The organism is Eubacterium sp. AM05-23 (genome assembly GCF_003477535.1).
Taxonomy (GTDB): domain Bacteria; phylum Bacillota; class Clostridia; order Eubacteriales; family Eubacteriaceae; genus Eubacterium; species Eubacterium maltosivorans.
Map to the genome: position 1 here is coordinate 80861 of NZ_QUDF01000005.1, position 26186 is coordinate 107046.

Annotated in this window: 31 protein-coding genes; 26 read left to right on the forward strand and 5 right to left on the reverse strand. The window is 54.2% G+C overall.

The genetic code is table 11. The features are described from left to right. Together DW091_RS07960 and DW091_RS07965 are read left to right on the forward strand one after the other, a co-directional pair. Positions 1-972 (forward strand): Gfo/Idh/MocA family oxidoreductase, encoded by a 972-nt coding sequence (locus tag DW091_RS07960; RefSeq protein WP_118517889.1) that lies wholly within the window; start codon positions 1-3, stop codon positions 970-972. A gap of 283 nt (positions 973-1255) precedes the next feature. Then, entirely contained in the window at positions 1256-3247 is a 1992-nt protein-coding gene (locus DW091_RS07965; RefSeq protein ID WP_118517890.1) for a diguanylate cyclase, read from the forward strand. Positions 3248-3292: 45 nt separating this feature from the next. On the opposite strand, the gene DW091_RS07970 is transcribed toward DW091_RS07965, so the two are convergent. From DW091_RS07970 to DW091_RS07980, 3 genes are read right to left on the reverse strand one after another with little or no spacing between them, the layout of a single operon-like run. Next, positions 3293-5470: a YhgE/Pip domain-containing protein gene (locus DW091_RS07970; protein ID WP_118517891.1), complete on the reverse strand. Its 2178-nt coding sequence runs from the start codon at positions 5468-5470 to the stop codon at positions 3293-3295. Further along, the gene (locus DW091_RS07975) at positions 5467-8019 is read right to left on the reverse strand and encodes a YhgE/Pip domain-containing protein (protein ID WP_118517892.1); all 2553 of its coding nucleotides are present in this window, start codon (positions 8017-8019) and stop codon (positions 5467-5469) included. Before DW091_RS07975 ends, DW091_RS07970 begins: the two co-directional genes overlap by 4 nt. Before the next feature lies 1 nt (position 8020). Further along, positions 8021-8455 (reverse strand): MarR family transcriptional regulator, encoded by a 435-nt coding sequence (locus DW091_RS07980; RefSeq protein WP_058694675.1) that lies wholly within the window; start codon positions 8453-8455, stop codon positions 8021-8023. Positions 8456-8673: 218 nt separating this feature from the next. On the opposite strand from DW091_RS07980, the gene DW091_RS07985 reads away from it, so the two are divergent. After that, positions 8674-9261 carry a TetR/AcrR family transcriptional regulator gene (locus DW091_RS07985; protein WP_339620866.1) on the forward strand — a complete coding sequence of 196 codons (588 nt, stop codon included), beginning with the start codon at positions 8674-8676 and terminating at the stop codon, positions 9259-9261. Positions 9262-9339: 78 nt separating this feature from the next. Continuing rightward, positions 9340-11058: a biosynthetic-type acetolactate synthase large subunit gene (gene ilvB, locus DW091_RS07990; protein ID WP_118517893.1), complete on the forward strand. Its 1719-nt coding sequence runs from the start codon at positions 9340-9342 to the stop codon at positions 11056-11058. Positions 11059-11067: 9 nt separating this feature from the next. Here ilvB and DW091_RS07995 read toward each other — a convergent pair whose 3' ends face one another. Continuing rightward, positions 11068-11676 carry a LysE family transporter gene (locus DW091_RS07995; protein WP_058694672.1) on the reverse strand — a complete coding sequence of 203 codons (609 nt, stop codon included), beginning with the start codon at positions 11674-11676 and terminating at the stop codon, positions 11068-11070. Between the two features lie 115 nt (positions 11677-11791). Between DW091_RS07995 and DW091_RS08000 the strand changes: the two genes are divergently transcribed. Continuing rightward, on the forward strand, positions 11792-13279 hold the full coding sequence (locus DW091_RS08000) for a PLP-dependent aminotransferase family protein (protein ID WP_118517894.1): 1488 nt from the start codon (positions 11792-11794) through the stop codon (positions 13277-13279). Here DW091_RS08000 and DW091_RS20400 read toward each other — a convergent pair. Next, a complete protein-coding gene (locus DW091_RS20400; protein ID WP_207665237.1) occupies positions 13276-13431 on the reverse strand; it encodes a hypothetical protein in 156 nt (51 codons plus the stop codon). The genes DW091_RS08000 and DW091_RS20400 overlap by 4 nt on opposite strands. Positions 13432-13650: 219 nt before the next feature. Between DW091_RS20400 and DW091_RS08005 the strand changes: the two genes are divergently transcribed. The 21 genes from DW091_RS08005 (at position 13651) to DW091_RS08095 (ending at position 26186) form a co-directional block, all read left to right on the forward strand. Further along, positions 13651-13884 (forward strand): hypothetical protein, encoded by a 234-nt coding sequence (locus tag DW091_RS08005; RefSeq protein WP_058694670.1) that lies wholly within the window; start codon positions 13651-13653, stop codon positions 13882-13884. A gap of 42 nt (positions 13885-13926) precedes the next feature. Continuing rightward, positions 13927-14160: a DUF2922 domain-containing protein gene (locus DW091_RS08010; protein ID WP_118517895.1), complete on the forward strand. Its 234-nt coding sequence runs from the start codon at positions 13927-13929 to the stop codon at positions 14158-14160. A gap of 194 nt (positions 14161-14354) precedes the next feature. Then, entirely contained in the window at positions 14355-14894 is a 540-nt protein-coding gene (locus DW091_RS08015; protein ID WP_118517896.1) for a helix-turn-helix transcriptional regulator, read from the forward strand. A gap of 113 nt (positions 14895-15007) precedes the next feature. After that, positions 15008-15637 carry a CatB-related O-acetyltransferase gene (locus DW091_RS08020; protein ID WP_118517897.1) on the forward strand — a complete coding sequence of 210 codons (630 nt, stop codon included), beginning with the start codon at positions 15008-15010 and terminating at the stop codon, positions 15635-15637. A 146-nt stretch (positions 15638-15783) separates the two neighbouring features. Further along, positions 15784-16119 (forward strand): CGGC domain-containing protein, encoded by a 336-nt coding sequence (locus DW091_RS08025; RefSeq protein WP_058694666.1) that lies wholly within the window; start codon positions 15784-15786, stop codon positions 16117-16119. A 61-nt stretch (positions 16120-16180) separates the two neighbouring features. Continuing rightward, positions 16181-16714, forward strand: a complete 534-nt coding sequence (locus DW091_RS08030; protein WP_058694665.1) for a methylated-DNA--[protein]-cysteine S-methyltransferase — start codon at positions 16181-16183, stop codon at positions 16712-16714. 139 nt (positions 16715-16853) lie between these two features. Continuing rightward, positions 16854-17291, forward strand: a complete 438-nt coding sequence (locus DW091_RS08035; protein ID WP_118517898.1) for an NTF2-like N-terminal transpeptidase domain-containing protein — start codon at positions 16854-16856, stop codon at positions 17289-17291. Beyond that, positions 17263-17394 carry a hypothetical protein gene (locus tag DW091_RS20690; RefSeq protein WP_263422108.1) on the forward strand — a complete coding sequence of 44 codons (132 nt, stop codon included), beginning with the start codon at positions 17263-17265 and terminating at the stop codon, positions 17392-17394. The genes DW091_RS08035 and DW091_RS20690 overlap by 29 nt, the downstream gene beginning before the upstream one ends. Positions 17395-17545: 151 nt before the next feature. Next, positions 17546-17722: a hypothetical protein gene (locus tag DW091_RS20115; protein ID WP_158577856.1), complete on the forward strand. Its 177-nt coding sequence runs from the start codon at positions 17546-17548 to the stop codon at positions 17720-17722. Continuing rightward, positions 17713-18360 carry an N-acetyltransferase gene (locus tag DW091_RS08040; RefSeq protein WP_118517899.1) on the forward strand — a complete coding sequence of 216 codons (648 nt, stop codon included), beginning with the start codon at positions 17713-17715 and terminating at the stop codon, positions 18358-18360. The genes DW091_RS20115 and DW091_RS08040 overlap by 10 nt, the downstream gene beginning before the upstream one ends. 54 nt (positions 18361-18414) lie before the next feature. Then, positions 18415-19359: a DMT family transporter gene (locus tag DW091_RS08045; RefSeq protein ID WP_082669289.1), complete on the forward strand. Its 945-nt coding sequence runs from the start codon at positions 18415-18417 to the stop codon at positions 19357-19359. A 74-nt stretch (positions 19360-19433) separates the two neighbouring features. Further along, the gene (locus DW091_RS08050) at positions 19434-19778 is read left to right on the forward strand and encodes a TIGR04076 family protein (protein WP_074616897.1); all 345 of its coding nucleotides are present in this window, start codon (positions 19434-19436) and stop codon (positions 19776-19778) included. A 421-nt stretch (positions 19779-20199) separates the two neighbouring features. Continuing rightward, positions 20200-20787: a DUF6431 domain-containing protein gene (locus tag DW091_RS08055; protein WP_118517900.1), complete on the forward strand. Its 588-nt coding sequence runs from the start codon at positions 20200-20202 to the stop codon at positions 20785-20787. 70 nt (positions 20788-20857) lie between these two features. Beyond that, positions 20858-21697 carry a phage regulatory protein/antirepressor Ant gene (locus DW091_RS08060; protein ID WP_118517901.1) on the forward strand — a complete coding sequence of 280 codons (840 nt, stop codon included), beginning with the start codon at positions 20858-20860 and terminating at the stop codon, positions 21695-21697. After that, a complete protein-coding gene (locus DW091_RS08065) occupies positions 21681-22238 on the forward strand; it encodes a hypothetical protein (RefSeq protein WP_058694656.1) in 558 nt (185 codons plus the stop codon). Before DW091_RS08060 ends, DW091_RS08065 begins: the two co-directional genes overlap by 17 nt. Next, positions 22226-22447, forward strand: a complete 222-nt coding sequence (locus DW091_RS08070; RefSeq protein ID WP_058694655.1) for a hypothetical protein — start codon at positions 22226-22228, stop codon at positions 22445-22447. Before DW091_RS08065 ends, DW091_RS08070 begins: the two co-directional genes overlap by 13 nt. Then, positions 22429-22686 (forward strand): helix-turn-helix transcriptional regulator, encoded by a 258-nt coding sequence (locus tag DW091_RS08075; RefSeq protein ID WP_158577857.1) that lies wholly within the window; start codon positions 22429-22431, stop codon positions 22684-22686. The genes DW091_RS08070 and DW091_RS08075 overlap by 19 nt, the downstream gene beginning before the upstream one ends. A gap of 126 nt (positions 22687-22812) precedes the next feature. After that, complete coding sequence (locus tag DW091_RS08080) at positions 22813-23340, forward strand: RNA polymerase sigma factor (RefSeq protein WP_118517902.1); 528 nt, start codon at positions 22813-22815, stop codon at positions 23338-23340. Then, positions 23330-24085, forward strand: coding sequence for a hypothetical protein (locus tag DW091_RS08085; protein ID WP_058694652.1), 756 nt, complete (start codon positions 23330-23332; stop codon positions 24083-24085). Before DW091_RS08080 ends, DW091_RS08085 begins: the two co-directional genes overlap by 11 nt. An 11-nt stretch (positions 24086-24096) precedes the next feature. After that, positions 24097-24978, forward strand: coding sequence for an ABC transporter ATP-binding protein (locus tag DW091_RS08090; protein ID WP_118517903.1), 882 nt, complete (start codon positions 24097-24099; stop codon positions 24976-24978). After that, complete coding sequence (locus DW091_RS08095) at positions 24978-26186, forward strand: hypothetical protein (RefSeq protein ID WP_118517904.1); 1209 nt, start codon at positions 24978-24980, stop codon at positions 26184-26186. Before DW091_RS08090 ends, DW091_RS08095 begins: the two co-directional genes overlap by 1 nt.

The following is a 26186-nucleotide window of genomic DNA, read 5'->3' on the forward strand; positions in this document are numbered from 1 at the left end:
ATGAAAAAATATAACTGGGCGATCATTGGCACTGGCGTCATCGGCAATGAGATGGCAAGGGCGCTGAAACAGGAAAACGGTGAGATCTACGGCGTTTATAACCATCACGTGGAAAAGGGCCATGCCTTTGCGCACGAATACGGGGTTCAGAAAGTCTTTGAGAGCGAGGAGGCTCTGCTTGCTGATCCGGAGGTGGATGTGGTCTATATCGGCACGCCCCACAACTATCATTACGCCACATTGATGCGGGCTGTGGAGGCTGGCAAGCACGTTTTTTGTGAGAAGGCCATTACCGTGAATGCGTGGCAGCTGGAGACGGTGGCGGCCCTTGCCTCTGAGAAGGGCGTGGTCGTCATGGAGGGGATGACCATCTACCATATGCCGCTGTACCAGAGGCTGCGTGAGATCGTGGACTCTGGCGTCATCGGGAAGGTGAAGATGATACAGGTCAACTTTGGCAGCTGCAAAGAATACGATGTAAAGAACCGCTTCTTCGACAAAGCGCTGGCAGGCGGCGCCCTCTTGGATATCGGTATCTACGCCATATCCTTTGCCCGGTTTTTTATGGAGGCCAGGCCCAATGTGATCCTGACCACACCCCAGTACTTTGAGACCGGCGTCGATGAGCAGTCAGGCATTATCCTGAAAAACGACCGGGGGCAGATGGCTGTCACAGCCCTGACCATGCGGGCCAAGCAGCCCAAGCGCGGCGTGGTGGCCGGGGAGCTCGGCTACATTGAGGTGGATAATTACCCCAGGGCCCAAAGAGCGGTCATCACCTATACCAGTGATGGACGGCAGGAGGCGGTTGAGGCCGGAAAAACCGGGGACGCCCTCTGCTATGAGGTGCGCCATATGCAGGAGGCCATTGAGAGCAGGGCCGGCATCGCGCCCCTTGCCCTGAGCCGGGATGTGATGGAGATTCTGACCGCTGTGCGCGGGCAGTGGGGAATGCAGTACCCCTTTGAATAATCAGAGCCCTGCCAAAAGCGGGCACGGCACATTTTTGCGCTGTGCCCGTCTCAGGCAAAAGACATGGGCTTTATCATGATAACTTTACTTGATATTTAGTCCGAGTTGTAGTAGAATGGGTGGTAATATTAATCAGGGAAACTTTCATTTTATATATTATATCGCTAAGGTATGCTGACCGATTACATCTGTGCCCCAGTCAAATACATTAGCCCGATTTAAAATAATCAACATTCCCGAAAACACAGACATGAAGGCATAAAACAGACAGGGGAAGGCAGAGATGACAAAATTATTAAAAAAAATCCGTTTTACCACCATTGTTCTTATTTTGGGCGTGGCGCTGATTGTCAGCAGTGTTTTTTCATTGCTTACAATCCAGAGCCTGGAGGGGAACGCCCGCGTGATTAATTACTCCGGCATTGTCCGTGGGGCAACACAGCGCCTGGTAAAGCAGGAGCTGCACAATGAGCAGAACGACGCGCTCATCGGGCGGCTGGATATCATTCTGGAGGAGCTTGAGAACGGCGGAGAAAAGAATAATCTGATAAAGCTGGATAATCTGGAGTATCAGGCGCTTGTGGATGCGCTTCAGGGTAAGTGGGGCGCGCTTAAAAACGCGATCTACGATTACCGCGCCGGCGGGACGGCCGGGCCACTCTACGAAATAAGCGAGGAATATTTCGGGCTTGCCGACCAGACGGTTTTTGCCGCGGAGCATTACACAGAGCAGGCGGTAAGGAACGCGAAGTATTTTCTGCTCCTGGTCACCCTGATCTTCCTGATCATGGTGGTGGTCTGCGCTTTTTTTGCCTCCTCCCAGCAAAAACGCCGTGAGAAGCTTCTGGGGGATGAAAAGGAATCTCTGGAACGGCAGATTCATTTAAACCAGATGCTGAACGATATCCGCGCGCCCCTCGACGAGCTGCCCGAGCTTATGTATGTTGCGGATTTGGAGAATTACAACCTGCTGTTTATTAACAAGGCGGGTAAGGATACCTTTAACTTTAAGGCTACAGAAGGAAAGAAATGCTACGAGCTGCTCCAGGGTCTGGACGCACCCTGTCCTTTCTGCTCGACGCCAAAGCTGAAGCCCGAGGAGTATTATAACTGGGAGCATACCAACCCAATAACCGGGCGGCACTATCTATTAAAGGACCGCCTGATCGAGTGGGAAGGACGGCCCGCCCGGTTTGAGCTCGCCTTTGACTTGACCGAGGCCATGAGGGAAAAGCAAAACCTGAAAAATATGCTTGAGACTGAGCAGGTTATCGTGGAGTGCATCCGCGATCTCTACCAGAACCATGACCTGAACCAGGCCATCCCTCTGTTTCTGGAGCGTATCGGAAAATTTCTCAGAGCAGACCGCAGCTATATTTTTGATCTGAGAGGCGAGCTTCTGAAAAACACCTATGAGTGGTGCGCTGAGGGCATCAAATCAGAGCAGGGGGATCTGCAGCGTATTCCAAAGGACTATTTTGGGCGATGGCTGCGCGTCTTTGACGATCATGAATGCATGGTAATCGACGACTGTGAGGCGCTTAAGACCAGCGAGCCCAGGGAATACGAGGTGCTTTTCGCCCAGAATATCAAGCGGCTCGTGACCGTCCCTTTAGAACAGGACGGCGAGCTCTATGCCTGTATCGGCGTGGATAATCCGCCGCCGGAGCTGCTGCAGAACGCCGCGTCAATTTTGCAGACCCTGCGCTATTTTCTGATGCTGGCCATCCGGCGCACCGAGGATGAGGCAGAACTGACCAAGCTGAGCTACTATGATACCCTCACCTCCTTTTACAACCGCAACCGCTATATTCAGGATCTCGAGACTTTCTCGGATTACGAGAGTTCTGTGGGCATTGTCTTCCTGGATATGAATGGCCTGAAGGAGGTTAACGACCAGTATGGGCATGGCAGTGGGGACCGGCTGCTGGTGGAATGTGCGCGCCGAATCCGGGAAGGGTTTGGCGAGAGCAATTTTTACCGCGTGGGCGGAGATGAATTTGTGGTCATTGACCTCGGAGATACCGAGACAGGGTTCTCTGACAGGGTTGAAAGGCTGCGCGCATGCTTTGGACAGGACTCCCGCGTCAGTGTAGCTATCGGCGCGTACTGGACGTCCTGCGGGGCGGACATTGACGCGGCCGTCACCGAAGCGGACGAGAGAATGTACTTGGACAAGCAGGTGTTCTATCAGGACCATCACACCTCTAAAAGGTACCGCTATATCAATGATGACGCGGTTAATCCCCCGGAGGCGCAGACAGGTGAAAACTAAAAAAAGGAGCACGGCACATTTCTGCGCCGTGCTCCTTTTTCCGTTTTACATGAGATGGGTGCTTTCCAGCTTCTCGGTAAAGGTGTGGTTGAGCCGGATAACCGGTTTTCTGAGCACCAGGCCCAGGAGCAGGGAAGGGATCAGGAAGATGGCCAGATAGCCCATCTCGATCCAGTAGGTGTTCTGGTACATGCCGGCAATGCACTCACGCATGGCGTTCATGCTGTGGGCAAATGGCATAAGCGGGTAGAGCCTCTGGAAGAACTCTGGGAGCACCTCGATGGGGAAGCTGCCACCGGAGCCTGCGACCTGGATAACCATCAGGACAACCGCGATGGCCTTGCCCACATCCCCGAAGGAGACCGTAAGGGTATAGATGAGATGGACATAGACAATGCTCGTGAGCCAGCCTGTGAGCAGAAAGAGAATGGGATGCTCACACTGAATTCCGAGAAAGAAAAGATCCCCCAGAACGATGATGGTGCTTTGGATCAGCCCCAGAATCAGAAAGGTGATGTACCGGCCAAAATAGACGTGATGGGGCCTGAGCGAGAGGGCCTTTTCCGTTTTTTCCGAGACATTTACGCTGATCATGGCCACGAGCACAACGCCGCCTACCCAGATGGCCAGAGTTGTGTAAAAGGGCGCCATGGCGGAGCCGTAATTAGCCACAGGGTAGATTTTTTCGGTTTTAAGCTCGACCGGTGCTGCCAGAAAGCTGCTGAGCTCGGCAGGACTGCCGGAGAGCAGCGTCTCGATTTCAGCCATGTCGCCGCTGGCTGCTGCGTTCTCAACCTCCTTGAGCACACTGTTCAGTTTTGCCTTCACGGCGTCCAGCTGGTCGGCCGAGCGGGTCAGAAGATCCTTTGCCGTACCCAGGTCCCAAGCGGTCTCGCCGGAAAGGGCAGCGATGCTGCGGACGCTGCCGTTTAGCTGGCCGAGGACGCCAGCCACTTCACCGCTGCCAAAATCGAGGCTTGAGAACAGCGTGTCCAGCTGCGGCTTCAGATTGGTTTGATAATCATTTTTTACGTCGCCCATCAGGCCGCTGGCCTCATCGGCCAGGCCTTTGAGGGTTTTGTAATCCGCCTCTGCCATGCCAGTGGTTTCTGAAATATCCGCCACGGTTTCTGTCAGCTTATCCCGCAGGGCTTCCTGCTGGCTGATGACCTGGTTCAGCCTGCCAATCACAGGCTGGAGCGTGGGGGCCATGTCCGGGTAGGCATCGCTTAGCTTTTGAATGGTATCTCTAAGCTCGGTATCGTGGTCGATGAGAAGCTGAACCTCATCGGCCAGGCTGTCCAGGCTTTTGGCGGCTTCCCCGGCGTTTTGGCTCACAGAAGAGAAGGCTTTGTCGATCTCGGCTGAGATTTTCCGGTAGCTCTCGCCGCTCACATCAAAGATGGTCTCAATGCCCTGGGAGGCTGTGTTCATGGCGCCCTGAAGGCCCTGGGCGGTGCGCTCTGTCTCCTGCAGAATGCCCGAGCTCTCTGAGACGCTGTCGCCGGAGGTTTCAAGAAAGCCGGCGGTGGAGGACAGAACCTTCTGGGTGGAGTCGGTCATGGCCGCAAAGGCCCGCACTGTTTTCGCAGAGGTTTCCACCTCGCCCTCTATGCGCTGGAGGTTTGTCCTGAGACTGTCGGTCAAAGACTGGCTGCCCTGCCTGTCCGCGGCATGATAGACGGATTGCAGCGCCTCGAGGGAGATTTCGGACACCTTTTCCACAAAGAGGCTGTTAACCTGCTCCTGGACAGCAGTCGCCCCTTTATCGGTCACCTTGGGGGCGATGGCGTTTTCCTTCTCGTTTGTGTAATAGATAATGGCGCTCTTTTTAATATCGGAGGAAAACAGGCTCATGATGTTGGCGCTGAAATCCTCGGGTATCACGATGGCGGCGTAGTAAGCGCCGGACTTCACGCCCTCCAGGGCTTCGTCCCGGCCTGTAAACTGCCAGTCCATCTGGTCGTTGGCTTTCAGGGCGTTTACCACCTCGTCGCCCACGTTCATGCTCATGGAGAGGATCTCCCCGTGATAGCCCGCGTCGGTGTTGGCCACCGCGATTTTGATGTCCTTTGTATTGCTGTAGGGGTCCCAGCTCCCGGCGATATTAAACCAGGCGTACATGGCAGGCACAACGCAGACGCCCATCACGACAATGAGGGCAATGGTGTTATTCCGGATACGGCTGACGTCTCCGGTAAATATTTTCAAGATTTTTTTCATTTTTCTGTTCCTTTCCAGCCGTCCTTAAACATCGCCCGGATTTCCTCATCGGTCATGCCGCAGAGCTGCTGCTCCATTTCAAACTGCTTGCGCATTTTATCCCGGAAATATTCGAGACAGATGAGATACACTGAGATACCAATCAGGGATATGATCCACAGCACCAGATAGACAATTTTCGAGTCCAGGCTGAACATGAGCACCATGAACACAAGGGGCAAAATAAACATGAGCAGAAATCCCGCCTTTATCTTTTTGCGGTAGCTCTCCTCAAAGGCGGCCTGGCGGGCCTCCCGTTCTTCGGCTGTCCGGCCCTCCACAGCCAGGGCTCTTGCGATAATGGAGATGGGATCCTTTTTCTGCCGGATACCGCCCTCGGTCTCGCTGACCATCATCCCGGTTTCGGAGAGCCGCCTGTCAAAAAAGTGATTGAGGTTTAAGAGCAGCGGCCTGAGCCCCAGCCCGATGACAAAGGCCACAGGGATAAAGATGAGCAGGTGGAGCAAATCCGAAACATAGTGCGCCGCGTAGACACCTGCCACTGCCTCGCGCATGGCGTTGATGCCATAGGTGAAGGGCAGCAAAGGATGGACCGCCTGAAAGAAGCCCGGCGTCATCTCGATGGGGTAGGTACCCGCGGAGCCGGGAATCTGTAAAATGACGAGAATCACGCAGATGGCCTTTCCAATATGCTTGAAGGTCACTGAAAGGGCATAGATCAGGTTCACATAGACAAAAGAGGCCAGCAGTCCGGCCAGAATAAAGGCGGCCGGGCTCTCACACTGGATTTTCATCAGGAGCAGGTCTCCGAGGCATACCACAAACCCCTGCAGAAGGCCGACGGTGATATACAAAAGCCACCGGCCAAAGTAGGCCCGGGTGGGCGTCAGGTTTTTGATGTTTTCATCCTCGTCCACCTCCAGCTTAAAGATGGCGATCAGAACAATACCGCCAACCCAGATGGCCAGGTTGCTGTAAAAAGGCGCGAGGGCAGAGCCGTAATTGGCGACGGGGTAGATTTTTTGAGTCTCGACCTCCACGGGGGATTCCATAAACTCTGCGACCTGCTCGGGCTGGATGCCTGTGGTTGAGAGAAAATTCTGATAGAGTCTGGAGTTTTTAATGGCGCTTAAATCTGTGGAAACCCGGCTGAGCTGCCCGGTAAGGTCCACCAGGACACCCTGGGTGCTGTCAAGGGCGTTCTGCGCTTCTGTCAGCGCAGTGCCCAGGTCGTCGAGGATTCCCTGGAGCTGGTTGGCCGCCGGGGTGACCCCGTTCAGAATCCCGGCGGTTTTCCCGGAGAGGGCGGCAAAGCTGTCGAGAGTCTGGTTGACCTGCGGCAGGAGGCTTTGCTGGAACTGGGTGTTAACCCCTTTGAGGGATTCACCGCTGTCTGTGGCAATCTGGTTCAGGTTCTTTCGCGTTTCGGAGGTCTGGGTAATCATGCTTTTAACGCTGGCATTTCCGGTCTCCAGGCGGCCAAGGATTTTCTGCTGGCGCTCAATTTCGGATTCCAGCGACTGGATCAGTCTGGCAAGCTCCGGAGAGGGGCGCTCTTCGTTGAGCTTTTTCAGCGCGTCCACGATCTCCTGATTGACAGAAAGCATCTGCTCTGCTGAGGTGATGCTGCTCTCAAACCCCGCGTTGATCTTAAGGGCCTGGGCCTCCAGGTTTCCCAGCTGTGACGCGGCCGTCCCGTTTATCTGTCCCAGAACGCCCTGTCCCTGGCTCAGGATATTTGACAGGCTGCCCGAAAATTTTCCAACGCTTTCACGGCTCTGGCTCAGACGGGCCTGCGCGCTTTCGAGGCCCTCCTGGCCCGAGGCGGCGGCGTCCTTAAGGCTGTCGAGGGTAGCTTTGCCGCCGTCTACGGCGCCCTGTCCCTCAGAGACAGTCCCCCTGAAGTTTTCCAGCAGCACACGGTAAGTGTCCAGATCGCTCCGGGTCGTGTCGATGGCAGTGGTGATGTCCGCGCTGGCCTGGTTGAGCTTTCCGGATATGCCCACTGCCGAAGCGGTCATGACCTTTGACACGCTCTCAGAAGCCACTGAGGAAAAGGCGCTCTTGATTTCCTCCTCCAGGGTCTGAGCGCCAGTATCGGTGATCTTGGGCGCGATGGCGTTTTTCTTCTCGTTGACATAGTAGATGATCTCGGATTTCTCTATCCGGCCGTTTAAAAACTCAGTCAGCCGGCTGCTGAAGTCCTCGGGGATAATGATGGCCGCATAGTATTTGCCGGATTTTACGCCCTCGACAGCCTTCTCAGTATCGACAAAAGTCCAGCCAAGCTGGTCGTTTTCCTTAAGATTCGCGATGATCTCGTCGCCGGCGTTGAGATCGCCCGCAACCGTGTCTTTGGTTCCGGTATCCTCGTTGGCGACGGCGACCTTGATGCCCTTTGTATTGCTGTAGGGGTCGTAGTTTGCCCCGATGTTAAACCATGCGTAAAGGGAGGGAATCACAATAATACCGATGGTTACAATGAGCGCGAAGCGGTTTTTACAGAGCCGTCGGACGTCTCTTTTAAAGATATTCCATATTTGTTTCACATTACACCTCTGCGATATTATGATACATTTTTTCAAGATACACTTTCAGGTTTGCCCTCTCCTCAGAGGTAAACCCCTCGAGCAGGTGGTCTTCGATCGCCTTCTTTTTTTCGAGAACGCCCTTAATCAGCGGGTCGTCCTGACGGGTTGGCGCCACAGTTTTCAGGCGCTTATCCTGTTTGCTGACCGCGGTCTCGATAAAGCCCTTGAGCTCCATGGACTTTAAGATACTGATCACTGTGGAGTGGCTCAGCCGCATATAGCGCTGAATATCCTTCTGTGTGGTTTCCTCATGATGATAACGCGCCTCCATTAAGAAGAGCAGAATTTTAAGCTGCTGCATGGTCAGGTTAAACTGCTTAAAGTCCCGGTTGACCCGGCAGACAATGGCGTCACTGAGATTTTTGACCAGCAGGCTGATTTCATCGTTTTCCATTTTCCATCCTCCGTAGCAATATGTCGTATACAACATATTTTAATTTTTAATGAATATTTTGTCAAGTAGGACATATTCTCAACTTATGCGGTTTGACCGGTTTTTATGTGGAAAGGCGGTGCCTGGAGCACAGCACAATTTTGCGCTGTGCTTTTCTTTTGTTGACATGGGCCCGGATCTTCGTATATAATGGATGAAAGTAAGCACTTGCATTGGAGGTGGAGCCTTTGGACGAGACGAAACAGAAAATTATGGACGCAACCATGGAGCTGGTGCGGGATAAGGGGTATGCAGCCACGACCACCAAGGATATCGCGCGGGAGGCCGGGGTGAACGAGTGCACCATTTTCCGCAAATTCAGAGGAAAGAAGGATATTATTCTGAGCGCCATGGAGGAAAAACGGTGGCGGCCGGAGCCCGGGCCGGGTATTTTAGAAAAGGTAACCTATGCGCTTGAGCCGGACCTCAGACTTTTTATGCGCACCTATCTGGAACAGATCACCGCTGATTTTGTGGGGCTCTCCATTGGGCTGCGCGCCCCGCAGATCTATGAGGAGACAGCCCCGCTGATTATGAAGACACCGAAGTCCTTTATGGACGCTTTAAAGGCGTATTTTAAGGAGATGGCAGCCCGGGGGAAAATCGCGGAGACAGATTTTGACTGTCTGGCTATGACCATCTTTTCCGCAACCTTTGGCTATACCTTTCTCACAGCGTCCTTTGAGAACCGGCTGACACCGGTTGAGCAGGAGGCTTATATCGAAAAAAGCGTGTCCCTTTTTGTCAGGGGCATTGAGCGGCAGTAAAGTGCGGCACCTTCTTTCCAGAGGGTGCCAAAAAAATAACCAGCATGCAAGCAAGTGCTTGCATTTAAGGAGGGAATTATGAAAATAACTGGAGCAGCCTTATTTACCAAGGCTCTGAAAGCAGAGGGGGTTGATATGATTTTCGGGTATCCCGGAGGGCAGGCCATCGACCTGTTTGACGCGCTGTACGATCACCCGTCCATTGAGGTGATCCTGCCAAGGCACGAGCAGGGGCTTGCCCACGCGGCCGATGGCTACGCACGCTCTACGGGAAAGACAGGGGTCTGCCTTGTGACCAGCGGTCCCGGCGCCACCAATCTGGTCACAGGTATCGCCACTGCCAATTACGACAGCGTACCGCTGGTCTGCTTTACCGGCCAGGTGGCAACTGAGCTGCTGGGCAGGGACGCTTTCCAGGAGGTGGATATTGTGAGTATCTCTGGGAGTATTACCAAATACGCGGTCACGGTTTTACGGCGTGAGGACCTGGCCGGTGAGATCAGAAAGGCCTTCCTCCTTGCCAAAAGCGGTAAGCCCGGCGCGGTGGTGGTCGATATTCCAAAGGACGTGCAGCAGGCTCTCGGAAGCGACGCCTACACGCCTTCTGGAACGGTGACACAGCCAGAAAACGCGCCAGCGCTTGATAATACCTGGGCAGAAGAGGTGGCCGGCCTGCTCGCAAAGGCCAAACGCCCGCTAATTTTGGCGGGCGGCGGCGTGCATATTGCCGGTGCGTCAGCCGCGCTCCAGTCCTTTTCGCGAAAGACCGGAATTCCAGTTGTCACCACCATTATGGGCCGGGGAGCGCTGCCGACAAAACATCCGCTGTATGTTGGCAATATCGGTATCCACGGCAGCTTTGCGGCCAATTCGGCAGTGTCGGCCTGCGATGTGCTGCTGGCGGTAGGCACCCGCCTGAATGACCGCATAACCGGACGCACAGCGGATTTTGCGAAGAACGCGAAGCTTATCCATATCGATATTGAACCATCCGTTCTGTCCAGAAATGTGCCGGCATACCTGGCCGTGACAGCGGACGCGGGCGATGCTCTGACCGCCCTGGAAAGGCACGCGGTCCTGACCGCCTGCCTGCGCTGGCGCCGGCAGATTGGGGAGTGGCAGGCCCTTTATCCGCTTGGCATGGCGGGTGAGGGGCTGACGCCACAGCGGATCATCGAAGCGGTCAATGCGCTGCTGCCCGAAGCCATCGTGGTAACAGATGTGGGCCAAAACCAGCTCTGGACCACCCAGTTCCTTGAGCACAGGGGCGGCAGGCGTCTCATCACCTCTGGCGGACTGGGCACCATGGGCTATGGGCTGCCTGCCGCCATCGGGGCCAGCCTGGGAAATCCAGGAAGCAGGGTCGTGGCCATCATGGGGGACGGCGGACTTCAGATGGTCAGCCAGGAGCTGGCCACCGCAGTGGTCTACGGCCTGCCTGTTATCATCTGTGTGCTTAACAACGGCTGGCTTGGCAATGTGCGGCAGTGGCAGGAGCTTTTTTACGCAAAGCGTTACTCGAGCACCTGCCTCAGGGCCAGGAGGGACTGTCCGCCCTGCTGCTCCGGTCCGTCGGAAAATTGTCCGGAGTATACGCCTGATTTTATCCGTCTGGCCGAGAGCTATGGAATGTCCGCCCAGCGGGTCACGGGTGTGGAAGCCGTGAGGCCGGCCCTTGAAAAAGCCGCTGGCTACGCGGCTGGCCCGTCGCTCATCGAGTTTAGGCTCGAGGCCGGCGCCAATGTCCTGCCCATTGTGCCTCCTGGCAATGCGCTGGATGAAATGGAGGGGATATAAAAAGGCGGCCTAAGCCACCATTTTGACAAAGCTGAGAAGCAGCTTCAGCCCATAAAAAATAATGACCACACCGCAGATTATATTGATGACCCGCAGTACCCGGTCGTTGAATTTATGGCTGAACAGGGTAATGAAAGCTGTCAGGCCCAAAAACCAGAGGCAGGAGGCTGAGGCGACCCCGGCGATAAAGGCGAGGCCCTGCTCTGCGGGCAGCGTGACCCGGAAAGCGCCCAGCATCATGGTGCCGTCGATGATGGCCTGGGGATTGAGCCAGGTGACCACAAAGGCTGTGGCCGCCACCTGGCGCAGCGGCAGGTTTACATCCCCGGATGTATCCAGGGTACCCTTACCCCGCAGCAGGCTGATGCCGATTCCAATGACGATGACGCTGCCCGAAAGCAGCACAAGCTTCTGTACCCAGGGAAACTGCTCCATGAGCGCGCCGACGCCAAAGAAACAGGCTAAAGCCAGTGAGATATCAAAAAAGATAACAATCAGCGCGGTAACTGCGGAACGCCTGCGGCTCTGTGTGAGCGCTGTATTGATGACAAACAGATTTTGAAGACCGATGGGGGCCACGTAAGCCAGGCCCATGGTCAGCCCTTGAAGAAAATGCATAAAGACCTCCTGATACCAACCAAAAACGTAATGTTATGCTATAATTATACGTATCAGAAGCGGCTGTGTACACAGCCAAAATCATAAAAGGAACCCAACCAAAAAGGAGAGGCCTATGCAAACTTCTAAGACACTTCAAACCGTTTCTTTCGACTGGAAGCCGGACAAAAATTCCGGCGTGCCCCTGTATGTGCAGATTGTCCGCTATGTCAGCGGCCAGGTAGCCTCAGGCCACTGGGGCGTGGGCACGCGCCTGCCCTCGCAGCGGAACATGGCTCAGGCCCTCGGCGTCAACCGCAGCACAGTGGTCACCGCCATGGAGGAGCTGGCTGCCATCGGTCTGGTGGAGGGCAGGGGAAGCGGCGGCACCCGCATTGCCAGCGACACCTGGTCGGTGCTGCTGTCTGGGGCAGCGCCGGACTGGGGGCGCTATATCCGGTCGGGCAGTTTTCAGGCCAACCAGCCTACGGTCCAGACCATTAACCGCCTGGAGTTTGAGGACTATGTGCGCCTGGGCACCGGGGAGCTGTCGCCAGCGCTCTTTCCTGAGGAGATGATGCGCCGCGTCCTTGAAAAGCTGGCCCGGAGGACACCACCTCTCCATTATCTGGAACCCTTGGGACTGCCAGAGCTCCGGCACGTCCTATCTGAGCGTCTGGCAGACCAGGGAATCACAGCGCCTCCCTCGGGCATCCTCATCACCTCCGGGTCACTCCAGGGGCTGCAGCTTATTTCTGTGGGGATTTTAAGCCCATCCTCCCGGGTTTTTACCGAAGCGCCCACCTATCTGAAATCCCTCCAGGTCTTTCAGTCTGCGGGGATGTCCATCACCGGCATTCCCATGGACGGAGAGGGGCTGCTCTACCGCGAGCTGGAAAGATATCAGAAGGCCCCGGGAAAAAACAGTGAAAACCAGCTGCTCTATACCATTCCTTCCTACCAGAACCCAACCGGTACCCTCATGAGCGAGGAACGCCGGGCCGGACTTTTTGAGTTCTGCCAGAAAAACCGGCTGCCGGTCATCGAGGACAACGCCTACAGCGAGCTGTGGCTGGACAGTCCGCCGCCCGCCTCTCTGAAGGCAAGGGATAAAAGCGGTATGGTGCTTTCGCTGGGAACGCTGTCCAAGACTCTGGCGCCGGGCCTGCGGATCGGATGGATCGCGGGGCCGGAATCCGTGGTGCGCCGCCTGGGGGATATTAAAATGCAGACAGACTATGGCGCAAGCTCACTGTCACAGTGGGCGGCGGCGGAATTTCTGACAAGCGGCCTGTACGATACCTACCTGCATGGTCTCAGAAAGGAGCTGAGAAAAAGGCGGGCCGCGGCGCTGCGGGTGCTGGCGGACTACTTTACCGGCCTGGCGGACTGGAATGTGCCAGAAGGCGGCTTTTATGTCTGGCTGCGGTTTAAAAGCTCTTTGTCCATTGACCGCCTGTTTAAAAAGGCGCTGGAGCACCGAATCCTTTTAAACCCCGGCGGTATCTATGATTTCGCGCCCAACCACGCCCTGCGCATTTCCTACGCCTACGAACCGCCTGAGGTTTTCAGAAAAGCCATGAAAACCCTGGCGGAGCTGGGACGCGGCCTGGACAGTCTTTAACTTCCGGTCAGCGCGGCAGGGAGGGCTGAACAGGACACCCCCGCCGGGTCAGACCAGGACAGGGCAGGGCGTTTTAAACTGCCGCCCTCTTCACAAGGACAGGCCTCCTGCGCCTGTCTTTGGCATGACACCTCTGGCCGTCCGGTTTTCACAAAATCCGGACGGCTTTTTTCGCATCCTCAGACGGCCCGCCGACGCGGGGCGGTTTTCTTCCTATTAGAATAAATATAAATGCGTAAATAATAAATGAATTAAGGGATGTACAGAGGCCTGCGCCAAAGCTGACAAACCCGCCAGTTTCAGGTGTCCATAGGCAGCGGGAGCAGGCGGATGGTATACTAAAGCCATCAAAACGAAAGGAGATATTCACGATGGCCTATGAAAGACAGAAGCTGAAAAATGAGCTCAAGATCTATCTGAATTATGGAGAAGAAGGCGGTAAAATCAAGAAAAAGCTTAAGACCTTTGGTGGTCTGAGCACCGATGAAGCCATTGCCACACCCGAGGCGGTGGTGCGCACCGCCAAAGCTCTGGGCACCCTGATGGACCCCATCATCAGCGATATTACCAATGTGATGTATTACGATAATATAGAGACTGCCTGACACGGCGTTTAAATCAAGTCAGAAAATGAGAAAGGAGAAAAGATGGAAACTGTCACCACAAAAAGCCTGGACCTGGAATTTCTGCTGGAAAACGGCGATACTGATACCCTGAGCCTGCCCGACTATCTGGACGGGCTTACCGAGGAGCAGATCACCGCAGCGGCCAGCATCGTCATTGCCCAGAATATCTTTCAGCCCGGCGGCTTTGGCTACCAGAAGCTCAAGAGCTACGAATATGTCGATAAAACCGTCCGAAAGACCGAGCTGGAGATCTGACGACGCATTTCCGGGGCACGGCACATTTTTGTGCTGTGCCCTCTTATTATAGCCGCGCCCGTAAAAACATTGGCAGTCTGACACCACAATAAAGGCCTCTGCCACCTCAGGTTGCGGATATGCAAACAGTAGCTGCTGGACGGCCGGGGCGCTTTCGGTTAAAATGAGAGAAAAGGGGACGGAGGTGTTTAAAAATGGGCTTTGGAGAAAATCTAAGGCAGCTCCGGAGGGAGCGGCGGCTCTCCCAGGAGGAGCTGGCCGAACGGCTCATGGTCAGCCGTCAGGCTGTATCGAAATGGGAGCAGGGCAATGGTTATCCCGAGGTCGAAAAACTGCTTTTGCTGTCAGAGGCGCTGGATGTATCACTGGACCGCCTGATGGCCGAGAGCGCAGAGGAGCCGGAAATGCACGCTGCCTCCAGAGACAGCAGGCAGACCGGGCGGATCCTGATCGACTCCTTTGATGGAAAGTCGGTTGTGAGCTGCTACCGGGTGCAGGCATCGCCCCGGTTCAGGACAGGGAAGAATGAGCCAAAATACGCTCTTTTCGGCGTGGACAACAGCTCATTTTGGGGAGAAAACACGACTGTGCTGGGCTGGTATGACGGCGAGGAGGCCCTTGAACAGGAAATCCAGGAAATCAAAAAAGCCCTGGCCGGGGGCTGTGTCTCCTATACGCTTAAGTATGCGGTTAAGGTAAAAAGGCGCTGGGGGAAAATAAAGATTGTGAAGTAGAGGCGTCTGTGTTATGCTTGAGACAACTGAAAAGAGAGGTGGTATTTCTTGAAACGCTGCATTGCACTGACTGGAATAGCCTGAAAATAGTTTAACACAACAGGAGGATTAAAATGACTATTCCAGAGAAAAAAATCTATCCCCGTACAGGTGACAGACAAACCATTTATCTAAAGGATGCTATCACCAACCCTGACATAACGGTTGGCGACTATACCATGTATAACGATTTTACCAAGGACCCCATATTGTTTGAGAAGAACAATGTGCTATACCAGTACCCCATCAACCACGACCGGCTGGTGATCGGAAAATTCTGTTCCATCGCCTGCGGCGCGCGTTTCCTGTTTAACAGCGCGAACCACACCATGCGCTCGCTCTCAACCTATCCCTTTCCGCTTTTCTTTGAAGAGTGGGGCCTCGATTCAAAGGATGTGACCGCGGCCTGGGAAAACAAAGGGGACATCGTTGTCGGCAATGATGTCTGGATCGGCTATGAGGCAGTCGTGCTGGCCGGCGTGACCATCGGCGACGGCGCCGTGATCGGTACACGGGCGGTGGTCACAAAGGATGTTCCGCCCTACACCATTGTAGGCGGGGTGCCTGCACAGCCCATCAAAAAACGGTTTCCCGACAAGGCCGTCGCCGATCTGCTTGAAATAAGGTGGTGGGACTGGCCCAGAGAAAAAATCGCCCGGAACCTCACCGCCATCCAGGAGGGCCGTACCGGAGAGCTGAAGTAAAATTCATACGGTCAGAGAAGCGGAGGCACAGCACATTTTTGCGCTGTGCCTCTTGTTTTATGTTATACTAAAGCCATACTTAGGTTTGGTCCGCTTGGAGGCATGATGTCTTTTTGCGGCTGTGAGAGCATAAAGGAGGTTATACAATGAAGCTAGGCATTATCCGATGTATGCAGACAGAAGATTTCTGTCCCGGAACAATGGATTTTAAGGTGATTAGAGAGCGGAAAGGCACCTTTGAGGATGTGACAGAGGATATCGAAATTATCGGCTTTACAAACTGCGGCGGCTGCCCGGCAAAGAAAGCTGTTCTCAGGGCGAGAGAGCTTGTGAAAAGAGGCGCGGATACCATTGCCTTTGCCTCCTGCATTCAGAAAGGCAACCCCATCGGCTATCCATGCCCCTTCGCCAGGAAAATGAAAGAGATCGTTCAAAAAGACCTGAGGGATGAGAATATCCGGTTTCTGGATTATACGCATTGAGAGAGGGCAGCTTTGGAACTGTCGTAAGGATACTTATTAAATACACAGGAGGTACCAGACAATGATTTACACAGATCAATACGCTTCGCCCCTGGGCAAAGTTACAATGGCCAGCGATGGCTCGGCGCTGACAGGGCTTTGGTTTGACGGGCAGAAATACTTCGGCGACACGCTGACAGAACAATGTGAGCCGGGAAAGCTGTCTGTTTTTGATACGACAAGGCAGTGGCTGGATATTTATTTTCAGGGGAAGGCGCCCGATTTCACACCGCCGCTGCTGTTTAACGCCAGCCCCTTTCGCGAGGCGGTATGGGCTATATTGCTCTCAATCCCTTATGGGCAGACCATGACCTACGGGGAAATCGCGGATAAAATCGCAAAGCAGAAGGGCGCTGCCAGAATGTCCGCGCAGGCGGTCGGCGGCGCTGTGGGGCACAACCCCATTTCCATCATTGTGCCCTGCCACAGGGTCGTGGGAACAAATGGCAGCCTGACAGGCTACGCGGGAGGTATTGATAAAAAAGTGAAGCTGCTCACACTGGAAAAAACAGAAATGTCGGCCTTTTTTATTCCCAAAAAAGGAACGGCGCTGTAGGGGCATTGTTTAAGGAAAAATCAAAAACAGTCACAGCACAGCATATAATTACGCTGTGCTTTTTCAATCTTCAGTTACGATGTGTCTTTTAACCTAAAATGTGATATAATTGTTATAAATTCAATAGAGGAGGATAAAAATGCATCGTTTAAAAAAGTATTTGCCTTTTTTGATGGGCGGTATCGTGTTGTTGGCTGTATTGATCGTTCTGGCTGTCTGGAATAACCGGCAGACACCAGAATGGGTATTGAACCGGTATATGCAATATGTCAATGAAGGTCGGTATGAGGCGGTGTATGACGAGCTGTTATCCGATAAAGCTAAGAGCTACACGGATCGGCAGACCTTTATTGACCAGTATCGAAATATTTACGGCGGCATTGAGGCCCGGAATATAAAAATGAGCAATCTCGAAAAAAGCGATGAGAGCACAGATAACTACACCTATCTCAAATATGATTATGAAATGGACACAGTCGCCGGTCATTATATGGGAGGTACCAGCGCGCGCATCACGAAAAAGCCGGGGGGCTGGGCCATTGAATGGAATGAGGGCATGCTTAGCGTTTATCGCTGACCCGAACAGTCCTGAGCAGCTTCTGGTGGTGAGCATGGTGGAGGACGTCAAGGAACGCGGCGGCAGCCATTACCTTGTGCCAAAGGTACGAAACATCTTCTGATTTATAAAAAGCCTGATAAACAAAAACATCCTGTTTATCAGGCTTCTTTTTATGCTATACTTACCTTAGATAAAAAAGCCGCAGAACTTCGGGGCTTTATGCGACGCTGACATAAGTGTTCTGAGAAAACAATAGAAAGGAATGATTTGACATGCTGATTAAATTTGATGAGATTGAGGAAATAACCATCCCGCATTTAAAGGACGGCGCGGGCGCGGTGTCCGCAAAAATGTATATGGAGCCGTCCAACAAGATTATGGTCAGCCGCCTGCCAGCGCGTCCATCGGTATGCACGCTCATACCACGCAGGAGTAGCTTATGGAAATAAAACTGAGATGTGAGCAGACCAAAGATTACCGTGAAACTGAGACAGTAACCCGGGAGGCGTTCTGGAATCACTACGCACCGGGATGCTTTGAGCACTATCTGGTGCATGTCATGCGGGACAGCCCTGCTTTTCTGCCTGGGCTGGCTTTTGTCGCTCTGGATGGCGATAAGATTATCGGAAATGTGATGTGCGTGAAATCCATTATTCAAGGAGATGATGGAAAAGCCTGTGAGGTTCTAACTTTAGGACCGATTTCTGTTCTGCCTGAATATCAGAAAAAGGGGATCGGCTGCAGAATGCTCAGACAGGTCAGGGCCAAGGCCTGTAAAATGGGGTACCGGGCGATTTTACTGTATGGCGATCCGGATTACTACACAAAGCAGGGCTTTGTCCCTGCCGAAAACTACAATATCCGAACTGCGGACAACATGTACGCCGCGGCGCTTCAAGTCTGCGAATTGCGTGTCCATGCACTGGAGGGCGTACAGGGGCGTTTTATTGAGGACACTGTCTATGATATTTCTGAGACGAAGGCAGAAGCATTTGACAGACAGTTTCCGTTTAAGGAAAAGTGCAGCGGTACCCCATCACAGCAGAAATTTGAAAAAATTGTCAGGATGAGAAGAAAAGCAGATTAGAATGAGAATCGAAATGGACACAGCCACAAGGCTGTATAGATAAGGAATGAAATCGTGGAAAAAAAGAAAATAATCAAAGGCTGCCTGTGCGCTGTTTTCTGTGAGATACTTTTTGGGCTGAGCTATTTATTCACAAAGCACGCCACCACATCGGTCAGCCCACTGACGCTGCTGAGCTGGCGGTTTCTCGTTGCTTTTCTGGTCATTAACCTGTGTGTGGCCGCCGGGGTGGTCAAGGTCCGCCTGAGGGGAAAACGGCTGCTTCCTTTGTTTTGGATTGCCATTTTTCAGCCGGTTATCTATTTTGCCGGCGAGACGGCAGGCATTAACCTGACAACGGCCTCTGAAAGCGGCGCAGTCCTCTCCATCATACCGGCCGCCACCTTAATGGCTGGAGCGCTGATTTTAAGGGAAAAGCCCACGAAATTGCAGGTAACAGGTGTGTGCGTCACCATGGCCGGGGTGATGGTCTGTGTCCTCTCTAAGGGAATGGAGGCTTCCTTTAACCCGACGGGATACCTCATGCTGCTGATGGCAGTGGTTTCCTACAGCCTGTATTCTGTTTTCTCTGAGCGGGCCGTTTCTTTTTCCAGTGCGGAAAAAACCTATGTGATGATCGCTTTCGGCGCCATCGCTTTTACGGCCGCCGCTCTTGCGCAGAGCCTGCGGACCGGCACCCTGCCGGAATTTTTATCCGCGCCCTTTGCAAACCCCAGCCTTTTAGCCGCGGTTCTGTACCAGGGCATTGGCTGCTCGATCATGGCCTTTTTACTTTATAATCTGGCCATCGCTTATATTGGGACCAACCGATCCGCATCCTTTGTGGGGATCTCCACCGTGGTTTCCATTCTGGCGGGCGTCGTTTTTCTAAAAGAGCGGTTTTCTGTGCTTCAGGCGGCCGGAACCTTTTTTGTCATCGGCGGCGTCTATCTGGCGAATCTGACGCGCGGCAGTGAACGGCCTCAGCTCAACGAAAAAGAAACGAAAAAGGCTGAGTGAACCTGCCGAGGGGGCTTTTAACCATCCCCCTGTCGGAAAGCCATTACCATAAATATTTTAAGGAGGCAATTATTATGAAAAAAGTTAAAATTACGGTTCTCAGAACAATGCTAAATCAGGACCTGGCTGAGGAATACGGCGTGGACGGCCTCACCGCCTGTCCCATGCTCAGGGAGGGGCAGGTCTTCTATGCCGACTACGCAAAGCCTGAGGGGCTCTGTGACGAGGCCTGGAAAGCCATCTACCAGTACGCTTTTGCTCTGGCCCACGGCGCGGATAAGGAGCTGTTTTATTACGGCGACTGGATCAAAAAACCCGGTGTGGCCATCTGCAGCTGTAACGACGGGCTTCGGCCTGTTATATTTAAGCTGGAAGCCACCGACGAGGAGGGCCAGATCAGTTATACGCCAGTGCGTTAGGGCGGGTACCTGAAAAGCAGGAACAGACTCCTGCTTTTTTATTTTGCTCAGGAATCCTGGCATCGCGCTGGATAAGAAATTTGAGGAGCTGCTTTATTTTACCGCCTTCACCCCAATCCTCCGGTAGCATGAATTTTTTTCGGAAATACCGCGGTTTATGGCAAAAAAGGTTACCCTTTCTGATAAAAATGTGTTAAAATAAAAGCACATTACTTAAAGAGAAAAATATCATACTCAAATTAAACAAAGGGGAGAGTCATGCAGGGAGGCGCTTGTATCCATCTGTTCCCGCCATATACCGGGCATAATCGAATAAAACACTAAAGGGACACTTGCTGTCACCCGAAAAGGAACTGAAGGCTGAGCGCTGGCGGTTCCTTTTTTATTGTCAAAAACTTAACATCCCAGCGGGAGCGGCGACATGCTGATCTCAAAGGGAAGACTGGAGCTGGTGAAGGAGACCCTGAAGGAGGATGGGGAAACCCCGCTGAACTACTATCAATTCATCTATGGCGAAATGCCCCGCTGCCCCGATTGCGGCGCGCCCATGCACGAAAGAGAGCGTCTCACCGGTAAAAAAGCCCGGTGCTTTACCGGTATGGACGGCATCGAGAGTAAGGTGGAGATACGCCGCGTGGTCTGTGACAATAAAGCCTGTTATAATCATAACCACCCCAAACGCGACCTTCCTGATATCCTGGTGCCCCACAGCCATTACGACGCCGAAGTGCACCAGGCGGTTGCCGACGGCAGCACCGAGGTGCCCTGCACGCCAGGCACGATCCAGCGGCTGCTCAAAAAGATGGCGGACCAGCTCATGCTGTTCTTATGGGCGCTCACCCAGCTGGGGATTCGCCTGACCTTTTGTGAAGAGGATGGTAAAGCCCGGGATTTCTGGTCCGCCCTGCGGGCCGCGACGGCAGGATTTGAGCGCTGGTACCTCCTGGCGCTCAAAATGACCGTCAACCGATTTGGTGCTTTGCACTGGCAATGCAGCGACACAGGGTAAGCCAGCGTGATAAGATGCCTGTATCATCCAATAAGCGATGAAATTTCAAATCAAAACTGGAGGTACAGTGATGAAAGAAAACAAAGAGCACCCGGAAAAAGACCGTGGCCTTGTTCAGTGTGCAAAAAATCAGGAAATAATGGAAAATACGGCTCCGGCAGACCTGTCCGCAGCCAATGTGGTGGTCACCCTGTGTGGTGAGCAGCCCGTGGTATCCAGCCGGCGGGTGGCCGCGGATTTTGGCAAGGAGCATAAGAGTGTGCTGCGGCGCATTGCCCAGCTCAACCGTGAGACCACAGCGCAGAATTGTGCCGGTCTCTTTATCCCCTGGTCCTACGCCGACGCGGCGGGCAGAAAGCGCAAGGCTTACCAGATCACCCGGGACGGCTTTACCCTGCTCATCATGAGCTTTACCGGCGCCCGGGCGCTGGAGTGGAAGATCCGCTACATGCAGGCCTTTAATCAGATGGAGGAAAGGCTGCGCTCCGAAAGGCCCGCGCTGCCCGAGGGCGACGCCCTCATGGCCATGGCGGTGCTGGAGGCAAAGGATATCATCAAAAACCTGAAACCTGAGGCCGACTATGCCCGAAAAGTCCTCGACAACCAGGCCCTGACGCCCATTACCGGCATCGCCAAGGATTACGGCATGACTGCTGAGTTCATGAACCGTCTTCTGCACAGCCTGGGCGTGCAGTACCGCATCGGCAAACGCTGGTATCTTTATTCGGATTACCAGGCCGAGGGCTACGCAGCCACCAAGTCAGACACCATTTATAAAAAGGACGGCACTGCCAAGGTGGTGGAGAGCCTGCAGTGGACGCCCAAAGGCCGGCGCTTCCTGTACGAGCTGCTGGCAGAAAACAACCTGTATCCTGTACTGGAGCGTGGACAGCATGAATCTTCTGACTGAATTTCTGGCCTTCTTTGCCTGGCTGAGCCGCCACCCCAAAAGGGCGCTGGAATACAAGGGCTTCTGGGTTTACCTGCTGTATCAGAACAACCAGAGCGCCGTGAGAGATGCGGCGGGCGACTGGCACTGGCCCGTATGGTTTGAGGTGGATAACCCCGGGCTCAAGGCTTTTTTAAACCTGGAGGACCGGCGGCAGATCGCCTATTACCGAGGCCGCCTGATCCGGGACGGCCGCATCGATTACCGGAAAACCGGCGGCGGCTACCAGTACGCTCTGAAGCCCTTTGACCACAAAACCGTCCAGACGGCCATCCGCCTGGAAGACCACACCAGCCTGAGCGTATGGACCACGGCAGGGGATAAGGCCGCGCGTCCTGTAAAAGATCATAATCCCTGCGGTTTCTGGATTCCGCCCGCCCTGTCTGAGGAGGAGCGGAAGGCTCTGGCACTGAAATACCCGGACGATGTCCAGCGGTTCTGGGCTGAGCAGGCTCTGAGAGAACAAAAAGCAAGGGAGGAGGAAGAAAAATGGGCTTACTAAAGGATACCTACGCCGATCTCTACGGCGAGCGGTTTGACACCAACCCCGCCTATACCGATTACGACTGCATGGCCGAGGGCGCCCTGCACATCAGCCTGAGAGCGCGCACCCTGTCTGAGGCTGAGGATGCCTTTGCCGAGCTGCTGGACAATGCTGAGGACGATGTGCCCGGCTTGGTGCTCAGGCTTCAGTGGGTGGACGAGCAATGAGCGGCAGCGAGCTGGCCCGCTGGGTCCGTGACAACAGACGCTCCAGGGGCCTCACGCAGCCTCAGCTTGCGGAAGCTGTGGGCGTGAGCCATAAAACCATCTTCAGGGCTGAGCGGGGAGAGTCCCTCAGCGCCTATACCCTGGATCAGCTTACCCGGTACTTCGGCAGCCCCCTGCCCAAGGAAAAAGCCTGCACTGCCGGCCATTTTGTGCTGACCATCTACAGCGAATATCTGTGATGGTATTCTGGCACGGCACATTTTTGCGCCGTGCTTTTTTAATACAAAAAAAGTTTTCTTAAATTAAATCCTCAGGGCTTCCTCAAACGTTATATAATACAAGGGGACGCCCGGAGGAGGAAGAACTTGACGCGTGAAGATATTTTACTGAGAAAAATTGAAAATGGAGACCGGCAGGCGCTGGATGGGCTGATTACAGACTATTACCCGGATATTTTCCGGTACTGCCTCTGGCACACCAGAGACCGGGCCGCCGCCGAGGATGCGACCCAGGAGACCTTTCTGAAGGCTGTGCGCTTTCTGGACGGCTACCGCCATCAGGGGCATTTCAGGGCCTGGCTCTATAAAATTGCCACCAATGTGTGCCGTGACGGATGGCGAAAAGCCGACGAGGAACCTCTGCCGGAGAACCTTACCTATGATGAAGCGGGCTTTGAGCGCGCCGAATCGGACGCTGATTTTATTTGTATGGTAAGGGGCCTGCCAGAGGAAGCCCGTGAGCTGGTGCTCCTGCGCTTTGCTCAGGACCTTACCCTGCGCGAGATCGCCCAGGTTACCGGGCTGCCAGTGCGCACCGTTCAGTCACGCCTGCGGTCAGCCCTGAAAAAAATTAAAAAACAGCTGTTAAAAGGAGAAATATGCCATGAACCATAAATTCAAAAAGAGAATGAGGCAGGCCTTAAAAGCGCCGGCCCCGGTATCCGAAGAGCATCTGGAAGCGACAAGGGAGGCCGCCCGCGGGCTTTACGCTGACAGCAGGCAACGGAAAAAAATTTCTTTTCCCGAGTTTTTGCTTATGCAGATACGTTTTTGCGGCGTCTGGGTCTGGCTTTTGCAGGGCGGCGCCCTGTTTGCCCTTTTTCTGGTTTTAAACAGCATTCTCGGCGGCGATTTCAGCGCCATAAAGCCGCAGCATCTGCCCGAGCTGCTCAGTCTCTGTGCGGTGGTGGTCGCGGCCACAAGCCTGCCGGGGATCAGCCGTTCCTGGCAGCACAGGATGTATGAGACGGAGGCGGCGACGCGTTTATCCCTGCCCGGCCTCATCCTCTGCCGGCTGCTCATTCTGGGGCTGGTGGACTTTTTCATTCTGGCCGCCGCCTTTACCGCGGCCCTCTGGCAGACCAGCCTGAGCGGCTTAAACGCCGCTGTCTATCTGCTGCTGCCCTTTCTGAGTGCCTGTCTCGGCAGCCTTCTGATCATCCGGCATGTGCCCGGAGAACGTCTGCTTTTTTTCTGCACCTTGTTCTGCGGTGCGCTTTTTCTGGCCCTGTGGCTGGCCGGAAGCCTGAACCCGGTCATTTATCAGCAGACCGGACCGCTTACGGTGCTCACACTCCTCTGCGGAGCGGGTGTTTTAGCGCAGTGCCGGAAGCTCGTCAACGACTATAACATTGAATAGGAAGTGAAATGATGGAACTTAAAATCAACCGATTGACCAAGCAATATAAGGATAAGCTGGCCGTGGACAGTGTCAGCCTGAAATTAACGCCGGGAATCTGGGGGCTTCTCGGCGCCAACGGCGCGGGGAAAACCACCATGATGCGCATGGTGGCAGGCATTTTAAAGCCAACCTCCGGCGGGGTGTTCTACGATGGGATAGACATTGCCGATCTGGGCGAAAGTTATCGGGACATCTTTGGCTATCTGCCCCAGACCTTTGGCTTTTACCCTGAATTTACAGTGAGAAGCTATTTGGAATATATGAGCGCCCTCAAGGGTATTGGCAGAAAAGAAGCGTCTTCAAAAATCGAGAGCCTGCTCCAGATGCTCGCACTGAGTGATGTGAAAAACAAAAAAATCCGCAGGCTGTCCGGCGGTATGCAGCGGCGGGTGGGCATTGCCCAGGCCCTGCTCAACGATCCGGAAATCCTGATTCTGGACGAGCCCACCAGCGGCCTGGACCCGGGCGAGCGGGTGCGTTTCCGCAATATTCTGGCCGAGTTTGCAAAAGACCGGATCGTGCTCATTTCCACCCATATCGTGTCCGATGTGGAAAATATCGCCACGCGTAACGCGGTCATGAAGGACGGGCGGATCATCGCAGCGGGCAGCACGGATGAGCTGGTGGCAACCATGAAAGGACGTGTATGGCATACCGAGGTGCCTGAAAGGGACCTGTTAAAATGTGAGCGCCTTGTCCGTGTCGCCAATATCCGGAGCGAGCCCGGAGGACGGGCCGCACTCCGCTATCTGGCCGATACCGCCATACTGCCGGGCTCAGCCCCGGAAACACCCCGGCTCGAAGATTTATACCTCTGGCTTTTCCCAGAGGGCACAGAGGAGGTGCAGTGATGCTTAACGTATTTTGTATGGAGTTTAAACGCCTTTTTAAAAGCCGCATGGTATGGATACTGTGCGCCGCGTCGCTTATTGCCGCCCTGCTGCTGTGCGTGATGGCAGTGGACAATGTGAGCTACGGAAGGCGGGACGACCCGGACGCCAAAAACGGGCTGGCGGCCATCCCGGCCCTCAAGGAAGCCTATAAGCCCCTTTATGGAGAGGTAACGCCCGAAAAGCTTAAGTCTGCTTTTGAGACCTATATCAACACATCAAACGCCTATGAGGAAAAAATGCCGGCCTCGGTTTATAAAGAAAAAATAACCCCGGTCCAGCCAGCCCTCAGCTGGATTTTCAGCGCCTTTGACGATTCTGAAATCACAAACGCCGATGAGGTGGGTGGCTTCTACGCCAAACGTCTCCAGAATGTCCAGAGCATGCTGGAGGATAAATATCCCAACGCACCGCAGGCAAGGCAGGCGGCCACGGAGCTCAACAGCAAGGTTGAAACACCCTTTCACTATGCTTACGGCTACGGCAGCAGTGATGGAAAGGATTTTATGGTTTTACTGCTGCTGATTCTTGTGCTGTTCTGCACCGCCATAGCCGCGCCGGCTTTCGCCGCCGACTATCACAGCCGGGCCGATGACATCCAGCGCTGCACCCGCTACGGCAGGGGAAAGCTGAGCGCCGCGCGGTCGCTTTCTGTGCTCATCCTCACCCTGGGTATAACAGTGATCAGCACCGGTGTCTACCTGATCATTCTGAACAGCATCTTTGGTTGGGAGGGCTTGTCAGCCTCCCTTCAGACGGCCTTTGTGGCCTGGGGCATCGCGCCCATGAATGTGGGGGATATGGTGCGCATGACATTTTTTGCCGGCATTCTCACTCTGCTGGCCACAGCGTCCTGCTGCCTGTTTGTATCCTCCCGGTGTAACTCGCCCACAACGGCGCTCATCATCAGCTTCTGCGTCAGCCTGCTGCCCATTTTCCTGGGCTTTGCGGGCGTCAATGTAAAATGGCTGTACGCGCTGCTGCCCTCGGGCGGCATGGCCATGGAAAACAGCTTTTACTATGCCCTGACGCTCAACAGCACGAGCTTCCTTCACCTTGGGAGCTTTACCCTGTGGCTGCCTTACGCCTATATCCTCTTTGCCGCGGTGGAGATTCCACTGTTTGTCCTGCTGACCATATTGTCCCACAAGGGTCGGCAGGTCGCCTGA